Below are 17,212 nucleotides of genomic sequence, written 5' to 3' on the forward strand. Positions count from 1 at the left end.
ATGAGCCAAGTTCTTTTTTACATACATTCGCAAGAAGATACGGATACTAACTTGCCTGCCCATTATGTGCAGGCTTGTCAGTTGGCGGCTTATTATTACCAACAAAATAAAAAAGTGTTTATTTATACTGAAAATCAACAGGACGCATTTGTTGTAGATGAGTATTTATGGCAATTTGATGGTGATAGTTTTGTACCACATAATTTAGTGGGTGAAGGCCCACGATACGGTTCTCCGGTTGAGATTAGCTGGCTTGCTCCACAACACCCTCGCGCAGTATTAATTAACCTGAACCAATCCATTCCGAAGTTTAATTTAAACTTCCAACAAATTATTGATTTTGTGCCTGCACAAGAACAACTAAAAATTAATGCGCGAATGCGTTACAGTGCCTATAAAAAACTGGGCCACACCCTCTCTACTCAAGATGTTGAAGCAACATCTCAAGAGTCAACTAACCAGACAGAAGACAAATGATGGAAAAAACATACAACCCAAGTGCGATTGAGCAAAAAAATTACCAAACCTGGGAAGAAAAAGGTTACTTCAAGCCACACGGAGATACTGATAAAGAAAGCTTCTGCATCATGATCCCACCACCAAATGTCACTGGTAGTTTACACATGGGTCACGCATTCCAAGATACCATCATGGATACCTTGATTCGTTATCAACGTATGCAAGGCAAAAATACACTTTGGCAAATGGGTACCGACCATGCGGGTATCGCAACACAAATGGTGGTTGAGCGTAAACTGTTTGCTGAAACAGGCCAAACACGTAAAGAGTTAGGTCGTGAAACATTTATCGAAAAAATCTGGGACTGGAAAGCAGAATCAGGCGGTAACATTTCACGTCAAATGCGCCGTCTAGGTACTTCAGTGGATTGGGATCGTGAACGTTTTACTATGGATGATGGTTTATCAGAAGCCGTTAAAAAGACCTTTGTTGATTTATACAACGATGACTTAATTTACCGCGGTAAACGTCTTGTAAACTGGGATCCAAAATTACACACTGCGATTTCTGACTTAGAAGTAGAAAACAAAGATGTGAAAGGCTTCATGTGGCACTTCCGTTACCCATTAGCGAATGGTGTAAAAACTCTCGACGGTAAAGATTACATCGTAGTAGCAACAACACGTCCTGAAACCGTATTAGGTGATACCGGTGTTGCCGTTAACCCTGAAGATCCACGTTACCAACACTTAATCGGTAAAACGATTTTACTGCCATTTGTTAATCGTGAAATTCCAATCATTGCTGATGAACACGCAGATATGGAAAAAGGTACAGGCTGTGTAAAAATTACACCTGCTCACGACTTTAATGACTATGAAGTAGGTAAGCGTAATAAACTGCCTATGATCAATGTATTAACCTTTGATGCTTGTATTCGTGACAGCGCAGAAGTATTTAATACTAACGGTGAAAAAAGCGAAGATTACCCAACAGATTTACCTGTACAATTCCAAGGTTTAACACGTGAAGCCGCGCGTAAATTAGTGGTAAGTGAATTAGATGCAATTGGTTTATTAGACGAAGTAAAAGACCACTACTTAACCGTACCTTATGGCGACCGTGGTGGTGTTGTTATTGAACCAATGCTAACAGATCAATGGTATGTACGTGTTGCACCTCTTGCTAAAACAGCAACAGAAGCTGTTGCAAATGGCGACATTAAATTCGTACCACAACAATACGAAAACATGTACAACTCGTGGATGAATGACCTTAACGATTGGTGTGTTTCTCGTCAATTATGGTGGGGACATCGTATCCCAGCTTGGTATGACGAAGCAGGTAAAGTATATGTAGGTCACGATGAAGCAGAAGTTCGCGCTAAGCATAACTTAGATGACAGTGTTGTATTAAACCAAGATGACGATGTATTAGATACATGGTTCTCATCAGGTTTATGGACTTTCTCTACATTAGGTTGGCCAAACCAAACTATGGATCTTAAAACCTTCCATTCAACGGATGTATTGGTAACGGGTTTTGACATTATCTTCTTCTGGGTAGCACGTATGATCATGCTTACTATGCACTTTATGAAGAATGACGATGGCACTCCACAAGTACCATTTAAAACCGTTTATGTGACCGGGCTTATCCGTGATGAAAATGGCGATAAGATGTCTAAATCTAAAGGTAACGTATTAGATCCTTTAGATATGATTGATGGTTTAGATCTTGAAAGCCTAGTAACTAAACGTACTGGCAACATGATGCAACCACAACTTGCGAAGAAAATTGAAAAAGATACACGTAAGACCTTCGCAAATGGTATTGAAGCACATGGTACTGATGCACTGCGTTTCACATTAGCAGCAATGGCTTCGACAGGTCGTGATATCAACTGGGATATGAATCGTCTTGAAGGTTACCGTAATTTCTGTAACAAGTTATGGAATGCCAGCCGTTATGTATTAATGGATGCGGAAGATCAAGATTTTGGCTTTGGTGATAACCAAGCAATGCAATTTAGCCTTGCCGATCGTTGGATCCAAGGTCAATTACAAAATATGATCAAAGAGTTCCGTCAAGCGTTAGATACTTACCGTTTTGATATCGCAGCGAACATTCTTTACGATTTCATTTGGAATGAGTTCTGTGGTTGGTACTTAGAATTAACAAAACCTGTTTTATTCAAAGGTAGCGAAGAAGAGCAACGTGGTACGCGTCATACATTAATCAGCGTATTAGAAACCTTATTACGTGTTGCACATCCAATGCTGCCGTTTATGACTGAAGAAATTTGGCAACGAGTGAAATCTATCACGGGCCAAGGTGGTGATACCATCATGCTAGAAGCTTACCCTGAATATGATGCTTCACAAGTGGATGAGCAAGCCGTTGCTGACCTTGAGTGGGTTAAGCAAGTGATCGATGCTGTTCGTAATATCCGTGGTGAAATGGATATTAGTCCAAAAGTACCGCTGAACGTACTAGTTAAAAATGCAGATGATGAAGCGAGACGTCGTTTTTCAGATAACGACGCTTTCTTAGCGGCATTAGCAAAACTAGAAAGTGTGACTTTTGTTGCTCAAGGTGAGGAAACACCTGCTTCAGTGACTGCATTAATTGGTGACTTAGAGCTATTGATTCCAATGGCAGGGTTAATTGACGTAGAAGCTGAATTAGCACGTTTAGCTAAACAACTTGAAAAAGCTAAAAAAGAGTTAGATAAAGTATCTGGTAAACTAAGCAATGAACGTTTTGTAAGTAATGCTCCTGAAGCGGTTATTACTAAAGAAAAAGCAAAACAAGCTGAATACCAAACAACTTGTGACAAACTTAATGAGCAAATTGAAACGATTAAAGCACTTTAATCCATTCAATTTACTATACTTAATTAACAAGTATTAATTTTAGAAGGGGCTGTTCAACAGCCCCTTTTTTTGTTTGTAAAATTTAAAAATAACTTCAACAATTAAAACTGCTTAATAACCTGTCCATCGCTCGATAATTTAAAGCTTCACAGAGGTGTGCTTTGTTAATATCTTTTTGCTGTTGCAAGTCAGCAATACTTCTCGCTACCTTTAACAAGCTATGCCAAGCACGAATAGACAACCCCATTTTATCAATTGCTTGCTCTAAAAAGACAGCATCTTCTTTGCTAAGTACACAGAATTGATTGACCTCTTGACTTGATAAATAATGATTTAACTTGCCCTGTCGTGTTAACTGCACACTGCGAGCCGCTAACACTCTCACTTTGATTTCTGCACTGGTTTCTATTTTGTTTTTTGCACCTTGTTGGGATTCAGCTAATAAACCTTTTGGTAATAAAGGCACCATAATCGCTAAAGCAAAGCGATCTAAGAAGGGGCCAGACAAGCGCCCTAGATAGCGTAATATTTGATCTGGAGTACTGCGTCTTAAACTACCGGAAATATGTCCGCAAGGACTCGGATTCATCGCTGCAATCAATTGAAAATGCGCAGGGAAAGTCACTTGGTTTGCCGCCCTAGAAATAGTCACATGGTGGTTTTCCATCGGCTGACGAAGGCTATCCAACACTTGTCTAGGAAATTCGGCTAGTTCATCTAAAAACAATACTCCGTGATGCGATAATGAGATCTCACCAGGTTTAGGTTTACCTCCCCGCCCACCAGCGCCACAGCCGAAGCACTATGATGAGGTGCACGATAAGGAGGTAAAAACCAATCACTACGTTGCTTTCCACATACCGAGTACACAGCAGCAGTTTGTAAGGCTTGATGCTCCTCCAAGTTAGGTAACAAGGTCATAAAGCGTTCAGCTAACATACTTTTCCCAGTACCTGGCGGACCAATCAAGAGTAAATTATGCGACCCGACAGCAGCAACCTCCAGCACTCTTTTAGCCTGTTCCTGACCTAAAACGTCACTAAAGTCTAAAGAAGAAGCTTCGATGGCGGCAGTTACATCTTGCTCTGCAGGCGGCAAAGTAAACTCTTGTTGTAGATAGGCACAGACATCAGCTAAACAGTTCGCGACAACGCCATTGGCTCCCGTTAAAGCACACTCGTGTGCATTTTCTCGACATACAATAACTTGTCTCTGTTGCTCTTTTGCGGCTAATGCGCAAGGAATAATACCATCAACATGGCGTAACTCTCCGGACAGCGAGAGTTCGCCATAACATTCAAATTGTAGAATCTCATGGCATTTTAATTGCTCTGAGGCGAGTAAAATGCCCAAAGCAATAGCTAAATCAAAACGTCCTCCTCTTTGGGTAAATTAGCGGGTGCGAGATTCACCGTGATCCGCTTGCTTGGAAACTTATAATTGCTGTTTAAAATGGCACTACGAACGCGGTCTTTTGCTTCTTTGACTGAAGTTTCCGGCAAGCCGACGAGAGAAAATGCAGGTAATCCTGTACCAAGATGTACTTCAACCTCAACTTCGGGGGCATCCACACCAGAAATAGAACGACATACTAACCTTGCTAACGCCATTTGAACTCCCTTGACCATCCATTAACAATTAACTGTTACGTGTTAGTTGAAGTATAGAAGTCAAAATTTATTCAGCAAAATAGAGGGCCTAGAAGCATAAACTACGATGCAATAATTAGATCTGTAATACAAAATCTCATTACATAAACAAATCTGAATTATTTTTACAGTCATTAAAGTGAGCCACTCTTCACGGTATTACCAATCATTAAATAGTATCGTATGACAACTTAATAAATTAAATGATCAACGTATATTAATCATTTATATAACCATTAATGCTCAAAAGAGTAAGGAAATGATCAATGAGAAGTAATAAAGAAATAGCTGTAGATGCTATCGATTTAGTAACACCTGCAATACTCAAATTATTTGAGCGTACTAATAGAAAAGAGTTACATATCGTCGTTATGGATCCGAGTTTAAAGCCTTGGGAATCTTCCTTCGATAACGCTATTTTGGTTGAAAAATCATTAGGTACCCCAAAAGAGTGGACGATTCAATTTGATCATTTAGCTAGAAAAAAAGCACATCAAGCTTGGCGTAACGGTTGTGCTAATCTGGATATTCAATCTAAGCACCCTTCTTCTTTACAAGATGATGATATTTTATTTTATGGGTCATTTGTGTATGGAAACATAGTGGTAGCTTGTAGTGGCGTTGAACAACATTATGATATGTTAATGAGTAGCTGGATTGCATTAGCCTTTGAACAATTAACTGTCGCAGAGTATACAAAAAGCAAAACTGATACACCCACAAAAGCATTTAGATAACGCCAGCAGTCTAAAGAACAATATAAAAACAGAGGTTGGTAATAAGCCACCTCTGTTACCCTACTGTAGCGAGGCTTTAAAGCGTGCGATCACCGGTTTAAAATGTAATTACTTTCTCATTCTAAAATAAAGTACATCCCCCTAATATAACGATTCAAACACAACGACTTTCAAGTGAATATCTATTCACGACTCTATACAATAATCTGTTTAAAAATGTAACAAAAGTTGTTTGAACTGCACTTTTTTGCTATAAAGACCACCCTTTAAAATCAATCTTCAACACATTCAAAACAGATTGGTTGACCATCAATAAATTCAGGAAACCCCCATGAATGGTGCAAACTTTGTTGTTCACGCTCTCAAAGAGCAAAATGTAACACAGGTATTTGGTTACCCGGTGGCGCGATCATGCCACTTTACGATGCACTGTTTGATGGTGGTGTTGATCACCTTTTATGTCGCCACGAACAAGGTGCAGCAATGGCAGCCATTGGTTATGCCCGCTCAACAGGTAAGGTGGGAGTGTGTATTGCCACTTCAGGCCCAGGCGCCACCAACTTAATCACAGGCTTAGCTGATGCTTTATTAGACTCGGTGCCTGTTGTTGCGATTACAGGCCAAGTACCAACCCACTTAATTGGTACCGATGCTTTCCAAGAAGTAGATGTATTAGGGTTATCATTAGCATGTACAAAACATAGTTTTATGGTGGAAACCGCTGAGCAATTAGGACCAATTATTGAGCAAGCTTTTGAAATCGCCACCAGCGGACGTCCAGGACCAGTACTCATTGATATTCCTAAAGATATCCAAGTCGGTCCAAGTATTGCGTATGCTTTAGCGCAATTAGCAGAAACACAACAACCACTAAATCAAGCAATAATCACTGAAGCTAAAAATCTAATTAATGACGCGCAAAAACCATTACTGTATGTCGGTGGCGGTGTTGGTATGGCAAAAGCGGTACCAGCCTTACGAACTTTCATTGAACAAACACAGATCCCAAGCGTATGTACGCTAAAAGCAATTGGTTGTATTGAACATGATTCCCCTTACTTCATGGGAATGGTTGGCATGCATGGCAGTAAAGCCTCTAACTTAGCGATTCAAGAATGTGACTTATTAATCGCGGTAGGTGCAAGATTTGATGACCGTGTAACAGGCAAATTAGATGAATTCGCTCCACACGCAAAAGTGATTCATCTCGATATAGATGCTGCAGAAATAGATAAGTTACGCCAAGTCACCATTTCCATGACCGATGACCTTAAACAAGTGCTACCGGATATCTCTGTAAAACCGAGTATTGAACAATGGCAGCAACATATTAGCGAGATGAAAGTCACGCACGCTAATCGTTATGATCATCCAGGTGAGCCGATTTTTGCACCGGCTTTATTACGCCAGCTAGCAGAAACCATGCCTGCAGATACGGTCATTTGTAGTGATGTTGGCCAACACCAGATGTGGGTTGCTCAACACATGTTTGTAGATCGTCCTGAAAACCATATTTCTAGCTCTGGTCTTGGTACTATGGGCTTTGGTGTTCCTGCTGCAGTGGGCGCACAAGTTGCTCGCCCAAATGATATGGTGATCGCAGTTTCGGGTGATGGTTCGTTTATGATGAACATACAAGAGTTAGGAACGATTAAACGTAAACAGTTACCGGTAAAAATTCTCCTCATTGATAACCAGCGTTTAGGCATGGTAAGACAATGGCAAGAGCTGTTCTTTAATGGTCGTTTCAGTGAAACGATTTTAACTGATAATCCAGATTTTGTGATACTTGCTAGCGCCTTTGATATTCCTGGTGAAACCATTGTTGTAAAATCTCAAATAGATGACGCATTACAACGCTTATTAAATAGCGATGGCCCCTACTTATTACATGTATCGATTTCAGAAGAAGAAAATGTATGGCCATTGGTACCGCCTGGTGCAGCAAATGATCAAATGATGGAGAGTGTAGGATGAATAACACATTAACAATCGAAGCGATGCATAGCCCTGAGTTTTTAGAGCGCCTATTGCGTGTTTGTCGACACCGAGGTTTCGCCATTGTGACCATCAATGCGACTACAAAACAACAAGTTACACATATTGAATTAACAGTGAGTAGTGACCATGAAATAGCACTACTTACTAAACAACTTGATAAAGTGATCGGTATATTAAAAGTAACGCTATCCGCATCAAACGAAGATATTAAAGCAAGCGCGTAAAATGCAGATTGTACCCTTAAGGGTTATCTGTTTTACTTGTACTTATATTATTTAAAATAAAGGCTAATAGAGTTAGCCAGCAAGCAGTTTAAGGAAATTAACATGCCAGATTATCGTTCTAAAACCTCAACCCATGGCCGTAATATGGCTGGTGCACGTGCACTATGGCGCGCAACTGGCGTAAAAGATGATGACTTTGGTAAGCCAATCATCGCCATTTCAAACTCATTCACACAGTTTGTACCTGGTCACGTTCATCTTAAAGATATGGGTCAACTTGTTGCTGGTGCTGTTGAAGCCGCAGGCGGTATCGCTAAAGAGTTTAATACTATCGCTGTTGATGATGGTATCGCAATGGGTCACTCAGGTATGCTTTACAGCTTACCATCACGTGATTTAATTGCAGATTCAATTGAATACATGGTAAATGCTCACTGTGCAGATGCGATTGTTTGTATCTCTAACTGTGACAAAATCACACCTGGAATGTTAATGGCAGCATTACGCTTAAACATCCCAGTGATCATGGTATCAGGTGGTCCAATGGAAGCCGGTAAAACTAAGCTTTCTGAGCAAATCATCAAACTAGATTTAGTTGATGCAATGGTAATGGGCGCTGATAAAACAGTCTCTGATGAAGATGTTGAAAAGGTTGAGCGTAGTGCTTGTCCTACATGTGGTTCATGTTCAGGTATGTTTACTGCAAACTCAATGAACTGTCTGACAGAAGCATTAGGTTTATCATTACCAGGTAACGGTTCAATGCTAGCAACACACGCTGACCGTGAGCAACTGTTCTTAGATGCAGGTACTCGTATTGTTGATATCGCTAGACGTCACTACCAAGAAGATGATTACTCGGTATTGCCACGTTCAATTGCTAACCGTGCCGCTTTTGAAAATGCAATGGCATTAGATATCGCCATGGGTGGTTCTACTAATACTATTCTACATCTATTAGCGTGTGCTCAAGAAGCTGAATTAGACTTCACCGTTGCCGATATGGATGAGATGTCTCGCCGTATTCCTCAACTATGTAAAGTTGCACCTTCTACTCCTAAATACCATATGGAGGATGTACATCGCGCAGGTGGTGTAATGGCTATTTTGGGTGAACTAGATCGAGCTGGTTTATTGAATGGTGATACACCAACCATCTTAAACATGACGATGCGTGAGCAGTTAGCACAATACGATATTATGCAAACTAAAGACCAAGCAATCATCGATTTCTACCGAGCAGGCCCTGCTGGTATCCGTACTGTTAAAGCATTCAGTCAGTCATGTCGTTGGGATACTGTAGACAATGACCGTGTTGAAGGTTGTGTTCGTTCAATTGATAATGCCTTCAGTACTGAAGGTGGTTTAGCAGTATTATTCGGTAATATGGCCATTGATGGCGCAGTGGTTAAAACCGCGGGTGTTGATGACGATAACCTAACATTCACAGGCCCGGCAAAAGTATACGAAAGCCAAGATGATGCAGTAGCTGCAATCTTAGGTGGCAAAGTAGTTTCTGGTGATGTAGTTGTTATCCGTTACGAAGGTCCACAAGGTGGCCCAGGTATGCAAGAGATGCTTTACCCAACCAGTTACTTGAAATCAATTGGTCTTGGTAAAGAGTGTGCATTAATTACCGATGGTCGTTTCTCTGGTGGTACATCTGGATTATCAATCGGTCACGTTTCACCTGAAGCGGCAGCTGGTGGTTTAATTGGTCTAATCGAAAATGGCGATATCATTGATATTAACATTCCAACACGTGCGATGGACTTGAAAGTATCTGATGAAATATTAGCTGAGCGTCGTGCAAAACAAGATGCAATTGGTTGGAAGCCTGTTGATCGTGTGCGCCCTATTTCAGTGGCATTAAAAGTATATGCATCAATGGCAACGTCTGCCGATAAAGGTGCGGTAAGAGATATCACTAAGCTTAAATAAGCCATTAACTTAAGGCATTTAAGTAAACAGATATCAAAAAAGCTCATTATGTGGATGCATAATGGGCTTTTTTAATGCTGTTGTATTATTTAAATTGTTGTACTATTTAAATTAAAGTTAAGTTTACAGATTCAGGTTTTTCACACTACTTCTTTCCACTAGTGTGGGCTCTAATTGAATCTCTAAATCGTTTTCACGCTTGGTTTGTATTTTATCTAGTAAAGTATCAAAGGCCTGTCGACCTAAATTAAATTTTGATTGATGGATGGTCGTTAAAGAAGGCGTCATATAGCGCGCGATTTTAATATCATCGTAACCAATAATCGATAAATCATCGGGAATCGATAATCCTAAATCATTTGCCGCATTAATCACCCCCATTGCCATCATGTCGTTACACACAAAAATAGCAGTCGGTAACTCCCTTTTTGATACAGATTTTTAAAAGCAATGGCAGCATCTTCACACTCAAAATTAGAGACTTCTACCCAATCTGCGTTAACTGTTAAGTTCGCTTCATTCATGGCTTTTTCAAAACCAGCATAACGTTTTTTTGCCGTTGGTTTATCAATAGGACCACGAATACACCCTATTTTAGTATGACCATTCTTAATAAGGTGTTGTGTGGCCATATAACCACCTTGAAACGTATTATCTTGGATTTTATCGGTAGAAAAGCCCATATCCCCATTGTCCATTACAACCGTTGGCACAGGCTCATGACGTTCGAATATATCAATATTCTGATTAACTAGCTCATCACTCATCAGTAATAAACCATCTACTCGTTTTTGTAACAACATATCTATGTTGAAACGTAATCGCTCTAAATCCCCTTCAGTATTACACAAAAGTAGGTTGTAACCTTGCTCATAACAACGACGCTCAACCCCTTTACTACTTCCGCAAAAAAAGGGTTAATGGAGGTGGTGACTAACATACCGAAGGTACGTGTATTTTTAAGCTTCAAGCTTCTTGCTAAAGCTGATGGCGCATAATTTAATAACTCAACCGCTGCCTTCACTTTCTCTGTCACCTCATCACTCACGTGACGTGTTTTATTTAATACATGACTAACTGTTGAGGTAGAAACTTGCGCATGTTTTGCTACATCTTTAATAGTGGCCATTGATTTATGAGTTTCCTTTATTGTTATGTTTTTGATACTCGGGCTTTTAAAAAATTGATCACATCGTCTCGATAGGGAATTGAAGATTGAGCCCCTTCGGCTGTCACAGTCAACGCAGCTGCTGCATGAGCAAATAAAATAGCTTCATCCAAACTCTTATCTTCTAATAAACCTGTTAAAAATGCACCGTTAAAAGTATCACCTGCTGCTGTTGTATCGACAGCTTGAACTCGATACCCCTCAATACGTTGACCTATGCCTGTTTTACTTAACCAAACGCCTTTACTACCAAGTGTAATTAACACCGTATTGATGCCTTTATCATGCAAAACATTAGCTGCTTGTTGAGCAGATTGGTCATCACAGACTTTAATACCCGTTAATATTTCTGCTTCTGTTTCATTAGGTGTAATAATATCAACTAAAGCCAATAACTGATCACTTAATGCCTGTGCAGGAGCTGGATTAAGCACCACGCTTGTACCAGATAGATTAGCAATTTTTGCTGCCTTTTCAATGGTTTCTATCGGTACCTCTAATTGTAATAATAAGGTATCTGCTTGTTCTATTTTACTTTGGTGAGGTGCTATTTTTTTCGGAGTTAAACACGCATTGGCTTCTGCACAAATACAAATACTGTTTTCACCACTGGCCGATACTTGAATCATGGCAATACCCGTTGGAGTGTCTTCTTCTATCATCACTCCCTCAACATTGATGCCATCTTTCTCGAAGGTTTTGCGAATTCCTATCCCAAAACTATCATCACCAACACTAGCAATAAAATTAACATTGGCCCCTAAACGTGCAGCAGCAACCGCTTGATTAGCACCTTTACCACCCGCTATAACCGCGTAACCATGTCCATGTAATGTTTCGCCAGGACGAGGGAAACTATCGACTTTAACAACATGATCCGCATTAACACTTCCTAACACAGTTAGTTGACGCATAAATAAACCTTTATTAACTATTTTTAACATACATATTTAAACCATAAATATTATCCGAGTCAGTGACGAGAAAGTTCAGATAAAATTTGATAACTATATACCGTAACAAAGGTGTTATCAGCGGCTATAGTTATCGTTTTATATTACTATTTCACTACCATCATTAATGGTACTGGAATGTTTTCAGCGACACTTTTACCAGCTAATACATCCACAGCAGATTGCACACCAATTTCACCAATTAACCCAGGTTGTTGTGCAATAGTTGCTCCTAACAATCCACGCTTAACCGCCGCAATACCATCATCAGTGCCATCAAATCCCACAATAAAGATATCTTTACCCGAAGCTTGTACTGCACGGAAAGCCCCTAATGCCATTTCATCATTCTGTGCGAATACTGCTTGTGTCTTAGGTTGAGATGATAATAAGTTCTCCATCACGTTAAGGCCTTTAGTTCGGTCAAAGTCAGCTGGTTGACTCGCTAATAGCTCTAAACCTTCGCTTTTAACTGCTTTCATAAAGCCTTCGCCACGTTCACGTGCTGCTGAAGTTCCTGCAATGCCTTCTAGTTGAACTACTTTTGCATTGTCACCTATTTTTTCACGAATAAACTTACCCGCCATCTCACCACCAGCGACATTGTCTGACGCAATATGACTGACTACATCGCCATTATTTGCTGCTCGATCCAGTGTTAATACTGGCACCGCAGCACGATTAGCTAAACGCACAGCATTTGATACTGCATCAGAGTCTGTAGGATTAATCAGAATCGCTTTAACACCACGTACTAATAGATCTTCTACATTTGCTAACTCTTTGCTCGGATCATTTTGTGAATCCAGTACAATTATTTTATAACCTAGTGCATCTGCTTTTTTCTCAGCGCCCTCTTTCATTGATACAAAGAAAGGGTTATTCAACGTTGAAACGACCATTGCAATCGTATCTTGTGCCATCGCACCTGCATTGAATGTTGCTGATATCACTGCCGCTGAAATTAATGTTGTTAACTTTTTCATTGGACTTTCCTTTTTTAGTTTAAAAATTTAAAGTTTATTTCTGTTTGTTATCTACTAATACGGCTAATAAAATGACCGCTGCTTTTACTATCATTTGGAAGTATGAAGATACATCCAATAAGTTGAGTGCATTATTCAACACACCAATAATTAAGGCCCCTATCAGGGTTCCCATAATGTAACCACGACCGCCTGCCAAGCTAGTACCACCAACGACTACGGCTGCTATTGCATCAAGTTCATAACCCATACCTGCTGTTGGTTGAGCTGATGATAATCGTGAAGTAATAATGATCCTGGCCAGTGCTGATAATAAGCCGCAAATGCCATACACACCGATCTTGATACGATCAACATTGATACCTGATAACTTAGTCGCTGATTCATTACCGCCTAGCGCATAAACATAACGACCAAAACGAGTATGATTAAGTAAATACCAAATCCCTGCAAATACAAAAATCATTAGCCATACAGGCACTGGAATGCCAAATAAGTAACCAGTACCAAACCAAGCAAAATGATCAGCCACATCAGTGAAACCTGTAGAGATAGGACGACCATCGGTATACACCATGGTCACACCACGCAGTAATGTCATCATCACTAAGGTCGCGATAAATGCTTGCACTTTACCCTTTGATATAATTACGCCAGTCATTGACCCTAAAACCGCGCCGCCTAATAAAGAAACTGGAATAGCAATAAACACAGAGATCTCTAGACTAATCATACTGGCAGCAAAAGCACCACATAATGCAAGAATAGAGCCCACACTTAAATCAATGCCTGCCGTTAAGATCACTAACGTCATCCCCGCAGCAAGAATCGCAATCACCGATGTTTGTCGTAAAATATTAAGCAGATTATCAAGTGTAAAAAAATACTCATTCAGCACAGATACAACGGCAATTAAGGCAATCAATGCGATCAATGATTTTTGCTCAATAAACCAGGCTTTAGTGAAAATATACCTTTTAGACTGATTAACTTCAGGGGTTGTAATGTTTGAACTCATGCTGCTACCTCATTGTGATTTTTACCAACAGCACAAGCCATTAGTTTTTCTTGATCTGCTTCCTGTGCACTAAATTCGCCACTGATCTGGCCTTGATGCATCACTAAAATACGATCGCTCATGCCTAATACCTCTGGCATTTCCGAAGACACCAAAATAATACTCATGCCCTCAGCTTTAAACTTATTGATCAGTTGATAGATCTCTTTTTTAGCCCCGACATCTACGCCACGCGTAGGTTCATCTAAAATCAATACTTTAGGTTTAGTCATCAGGCCTTTAGCGATAGCTACCTTTTGCTGATTTCCCCCGATAAATTACCAATTATTTGTTCCATCGAAGGCGTTTTAATATTAAATAGGCCAATAAAGTCATTCACTGCTAGGCGCTCTTCCTGATGCTTTAACTGCCATCCACTAGAAAGGCTTTTAAGTGCACACAACGACATATTATCTTTCACCGACAAACCGAGAACCAAGCCATCACCTTTTCGATCTTCCGAAATATAGGCAATACCATGCTGTAGACCTTGTAATGCTGAATCAGGATTAATCACTCCCCCTCTAATACAACCTCTCCAGAGTGGCGTGCCAATGCCCCATAAATAACCTTCATCAATTCAGTACGACCTGCGCCCATCAAGCCAGATATTCCTAATATCTCCCCGTGTTTTAGCGTAAAACTAACCTTATCTATTGCTTCACCAGATAATTCACTAACCGTTAAGCAGTTACTTTGATGCACACAAGGGATGCGTGGGTATTGTTCGTCTAAACGGCGCCCAACCATCAGTTCAATCAACTTATCTTCATCTATCTCTGCGACCGTTTTTTGCGCAATAAACTTACCATCACGTAAAATAGTAATGTCATCGCAAACTTCAAAAATTTCTTTCAAACGATGCGAAATATAAACAATGCCATAACCTTCATCACGTAACTCATTAATCACACTAAATAAGGCTTCCACTTCACTGTCTGTTAATGCATCAGTAGGCTCATCCATGATGATCACTTTAGATTCAAAGGAGAGTGCTTTAGCTATCTCTACCATTTGTTGTTCACCTAAACTCAACTCGCTGAGAATCGTTGAAGACTTATGCTTTACTCTTAAGCGCGCCAATAATTGGTCAGCTTTTTGATACATAGCAGACCAATTGATCGCACCAAAGCGATTGGTCATTTCTCGCCCTAAAAAGATATTTTCAGCAATTGTTAACGCCGGTAATAAGTTCAATTCTTGGTGAATAATACTGATGCCAGCTTGTTGTGAATCGCGTGGCCCTTTAAAACGAATAGGCTTGTTTTCATAATGTATCTCACCTTTATCTAGGGAATAGATGCCAGTGATCACTTTCATTAATGTTGATTTTCCAGCACCATTTTCACCTAACAAAGCCATCACTTGTCCCGGATACACATTTAAAGATGCTCCATCTAGTGCCTTTACACCTGGAAAAGATTTATGGATATCAGTGAGTTTTAATATCGGTTCTCTCATCATATTTCTCGCATCAACAAATTAAAAAACTACACCGGATTGAAAAATCACATTCGCAAAAGGTGTGCACTCACCAGTACGAACGACTGCCTTGCTATTAACCGTTTTTGCTTTAAATTCTTCATGACTAAGATAGGTCAGGTCTACAGATTGCTGCTGCTTTTCAATAGACTGAAGTAGTGCTTGGTGTAATACAGGGCTGATATTTTTTATCTCTTCAGCCAAAATGATTCCAGTGATCTGCATTTCACTTAACACCACTTCCACTGTATCTAGAAAGCTTGGTACTCCGTGTGTGAGAGCTAAATCAATGCGCTCTACTTGATTTGGAATGGGTAAGCCTGCATCACATATTGTCACTTCATCAAAATGTCCTAATGAAGCAATACAATGAGATAGTTGAGCGTTTAACAGTGCTGATTTTTTCATGTAACAACCTTATTCCGCATTTATTTAATGTTTTAATTAGCTTGATAAAAAACACTTGGAAAACGATTGCGCAATCGTTTCGATACAGTGAAATTTAAACATTAATAAAAAAATTGCACTCTCTAAACTGATAAAAAGAGAGCAAGTTCACGTAAAATGTTTCAAAACTGTTAAACCACGATAATTCTCTAAAATCTTGCTTGCTTAAGCAGTTCAGGCTTGTTACTAATAAAACAAAACAACCATCATGGAACTATTTATGAGCAACCAATTATTACAATTAAAACAAATGTCTACCGTTGTTGCTGACACTGGCGATGTACAAGCTATTGCAAAATACCAACCGCAAGATGCAACGACGAACCCTTCATTATTATTAAAAGCGGCGTCTTTACCTCAATATCAAAACCTATTAACGCAAGCGACTGAGTGGGCAAAACAACAATCACAAGATGCACAACAACAAGTAACTGATGCCAGTGATAAGTTATCGGTATTGGTGGGATTAGAAATACTCAAAACCATCCCAGGTCGTATCTCTACAGAGGTTGATTCTCGTCTTTCTTTTGATACACAAAGTTCGATTGTTAAAGCACGTAAGTTAATCACTTTGTATAATCAAGCTGGGATTACAAACGATCGAATTCTTATTAAGTTAGCTGCAACATGGGAAGGGATTAAAGCAGCGGAAACGTTAGAAAAAGAAGGGATAAACTGCAACTTAACATTGCTATTTAGCTTTGCTCAGGCGCAAGCCTGTGCTGAAGCGAACGTCTACTTAATTTCACCATTTGTTGGGCGAATTTTAGATTGGTACAAGAAGCAAACGGGCAAAACATCCTACCCAGCCGATCAAGATCCGGGCGTTATTTCAGTGACTAATATCTATAATTACTACAAACAACAGGGTTACCAGACTGTGGTGATGGGGGCTAGCTTCAGAAGTGTGGAAGAAGTCTTAGCATTAGCCGGCTGTGATCGTCTGACTATTAGCCCTGATTTGATGGCAGAACTTCAGAGCAGTGAAGCGCCTATCGAGCAAAAACTAAAAGACAAAAATATACCTAAACAACAAGTGACACCGTTGACAGAAAGTGAATTTAGATGGTCACTGAATGAAGATGCGATGGCCACAGAAAAACTGGCAGAAGGTATCCGTAACTTTACTTTGGATCAAATAAAGTTAGATGAACAACTAGCGACTTTACTAGCGAGCTAAATCGCTATAACTCCTCTGTTCCAAACACTTAAAAAAGAGAGCTTAATTTATT

At 39.8% G+C, this 17,212-nt stretch carries 12 protein-coding genes and 4 pseudogenes; 7 read left to right on the plus strand and 9 right to left on the minus strand.

All coding sequences use genetic code 11. The features are described from left to right. Positions 1 to 477 carry a DNA polymerase III subunit chi gene (locus tag ACLKL2_RS07640; protein ID WP_113819764.1) on the plus strand — a complete coding sequence of 159 codons (477 nt, stop codon included), beginning with the start codon at positions 1 to 3 and terminating at the stop codon, positions 475 to 477. Beyond that, positions 477 to 3,335, plus strand: coding sequence for a valine--tRNA ligase (locus ACLKL2_RS07645; RefSeq protein WP_413694284.1), 2,859 nt, complete (start codon positions 477 to 479; stop codon positions 3,333 to 3,335). Before ACLKL2_RS07640 ends, ACLKL2_RS07645 begins: the two co-directional genes overlap by 1 nt. 94 nt (positions 3,336 to 3,429) lie before the next feature. On the opposite strand, the pseudogene ACLKL2_RS07650 reads toward ACLKL2_RS07645, so the two are convergent. Continuing rightward, a pseudogene (locus ACLKL2_RS07650) lies at positions 3,430 to 4,945 on the minus strand (YifB family Mg chelatase-like AAA ATPase). 305 nt (positions 4,946 to 5,250) lie between these two features. On the opposite strand from ACLKL2_RS07650, the gene ACLKL2_RS07655 reads away from it, so the two are divergent. The 4 genes and pseudogenes from ACLKL2_RS07655 (at position 5,251) to ilvD (ending at position 9,887) form a co-directional block, all read left to right on the plus strand. Next, positions 5,251 to 5,721, plus strand: coding sequence for a hypothetical protein (locus ACLKL2_RS07655; protein ID WP_413693960.1), 471 nt, complete (start codon positions 5,251 to 5,253; stop codon positions 5,719 to 5,721). 331 nt (positions 5,722 to 6,052) lie between these two features. Beyond that, positions 6,053 to 7,698, plus strand: a pseudogene (ilvG, locus tag ACLKL2_RS07660) (acetolactate synthase 2 catalytic subunit). Next, positions 7,695 to 7,946: an acetolactate synthase 2 small subunit gene (ilvM, locus tag ACLKL2_RS07665; RefSeq protein WP_413693961.1), complete on the plus strand. Its 252-nt coding sequence runs from the start codon at positions 7,695 to 7,697 to the stop codon at positions 7,944 to 7,946. The pseudogene ilvG and the gene ilvM overlap by 4 nt, the downstream one beginning before the upstream one ends. Positions 7,947 to 8,048: 102 nt before the next feature. Beyond that, positions 8,049 to 9,887, plus strand: a complete 1,839-nt coding sequence (gene ilvD, locus ACLKL2_RS07670) for a dihydroxy-acid dehydratase (protein ID WP_413693962.1) — start codon at positions 8,049 to 8,051, stop codon at positions 9,885 to 9,887. Between the two features lie 123 nt (positions 9,888 to 10,010). Here ilvD and ACLKL2_RS07675 read toward each other — a convergent pair whose 3' ends face one another. From ACLKL2_RS07675 to rbsD, 8 genes and pseudogenes are all read right to left on the minus strand, one after another. After that, positions 10,011 to 10,289: a substrate-binding domain-containing protein gene (locus tag ACLKL2_RS07675; RefSeq protein ID WP_413693963.1), complete on the minus strand. Its 279-nt coding sequence runs from the start codon at positions 10,287 to 10,289 to the stop codon at positions 10,011 to 10,013. Then, a pseudogene (locus ACLKL2_RS07680) lies at positions 10,274 to 10,744 on the minus strand (substrate-binding domain-containing protein); the annotation flags it as partial. The pseudogene ACLKL2_RS07680 and the gene ACLKL2_RS07675, both read right to left, overlap by 16 nt. Beyond that, positions 10,714 to 11,016 carry a LacI family DNA-binding transcriptional regulator gene (locus tag ACLKL2_RS07685; protein ID WP_413693964.1) on the minus strand — a complete coding sequence of 101 codons (303 nt, stop codon included), beginning with the start codon at positions 11,014 to 11,016 and terminating at the stop codon, positions 10,714 to 10,716. The pseudogene ACLKL2_RS07680 and the gene ACLKL2_RS07685, both read right to left, overlap by 31 nt. Positions 11,017 to 11,039: 23 nt before the next feature. Continuing rightward, positions 11,040 to 11,969 carry a ribokinase gene (rbsK, locus tag ACLKL2_RS07690; protein ID WP_413693965.1) on the minus strand — a complete coding sequence of 310 codons (930 nt, stop codon included), beginning with the start codon at positions 11,967 to 11,969 and terminating at the stop codon, positions 11,040 to 11,042. A 146-nt stretch (positions 11,970 to 12,115) separates the two neighbouring features. Next, positions 12,116 to 12,994 carry a ribose ABC transporter substrate-binding protein RbsB gene (gene rbsB / locus ACLKL2_RS07695; protein WP_413693966.1) on the minus strand — a complete coding sequence of 293 codons (879 nt, stop codon included), beginning with the start codon at positions 12,992 to 12,994 and terminating at the stop codon, positions 12,116 to 12,118. Positions 12,995 to 13,028: 34 nt separating this feature from the next. Further along, positions 13,029 to 14,012, minus strand: a complete 984-nt coding sequence (rbsC, locus tag ACLKL2_RS07700; protein ID WP_413693967.1) for a ribose ABC transporter permease — start codon at positions 14,010 to 14,012, stop codon at positions 13,029 to 13,031. Beyond that, positions 14,009 to 15,512: pseudogene (gene rbsA / locus ACLKL2_RS07705) on the minus strand (ribose ABC transporter ATP-binding protein RbsA). The gene rbsC and the pseudogene rbsA overlap by 4 nt, the downstream one beginning before the upstream one ends. 21 nt (positions 15,513 to 15,533) lie before the next feature. Next, the gene (gene rbsD, locus ACLKL2_RS07710; protein ID WP_113817820.1) at positions 15,534 to 15,941 is read right to left on the minus strand and encodes a D-ribose pyranase; all 408 of its coding nucleotides are present in this window, start codon (positions 15,939 to 15,941) and stop codon (positions 15,534 to 15,536) included. 259 nt (positions 15,942 to 16,200) lie between these two features. Here rbsD and tal point away from each other — a divergent pair, with 259 nt between their 5' ends. Then, on the plus strand, positions 16,201 to 17,160 hold the full coding sequence (tal, locus tag ACLKL2_RS07715) for a transaldolase (RefSeq protein WP_413693969.1): 960 nt from the start codon (positions 16,201 to 16,203) through the stop codon (positions 17,158 to 17,160). The last annotated feature ends 52 nt before the right edge of the window (positions 17,161 to 17,212 follow it).

The organism is Psychromonas sp. KJ10-2, assembly GCF_047323255.1.
Taxonomy (GTDB): domain Bacteria; phylum Pseudomonadota; class Gammaproteobacteria; order Enterobacterales; family Psychromonadaceae; genus Psychromonas.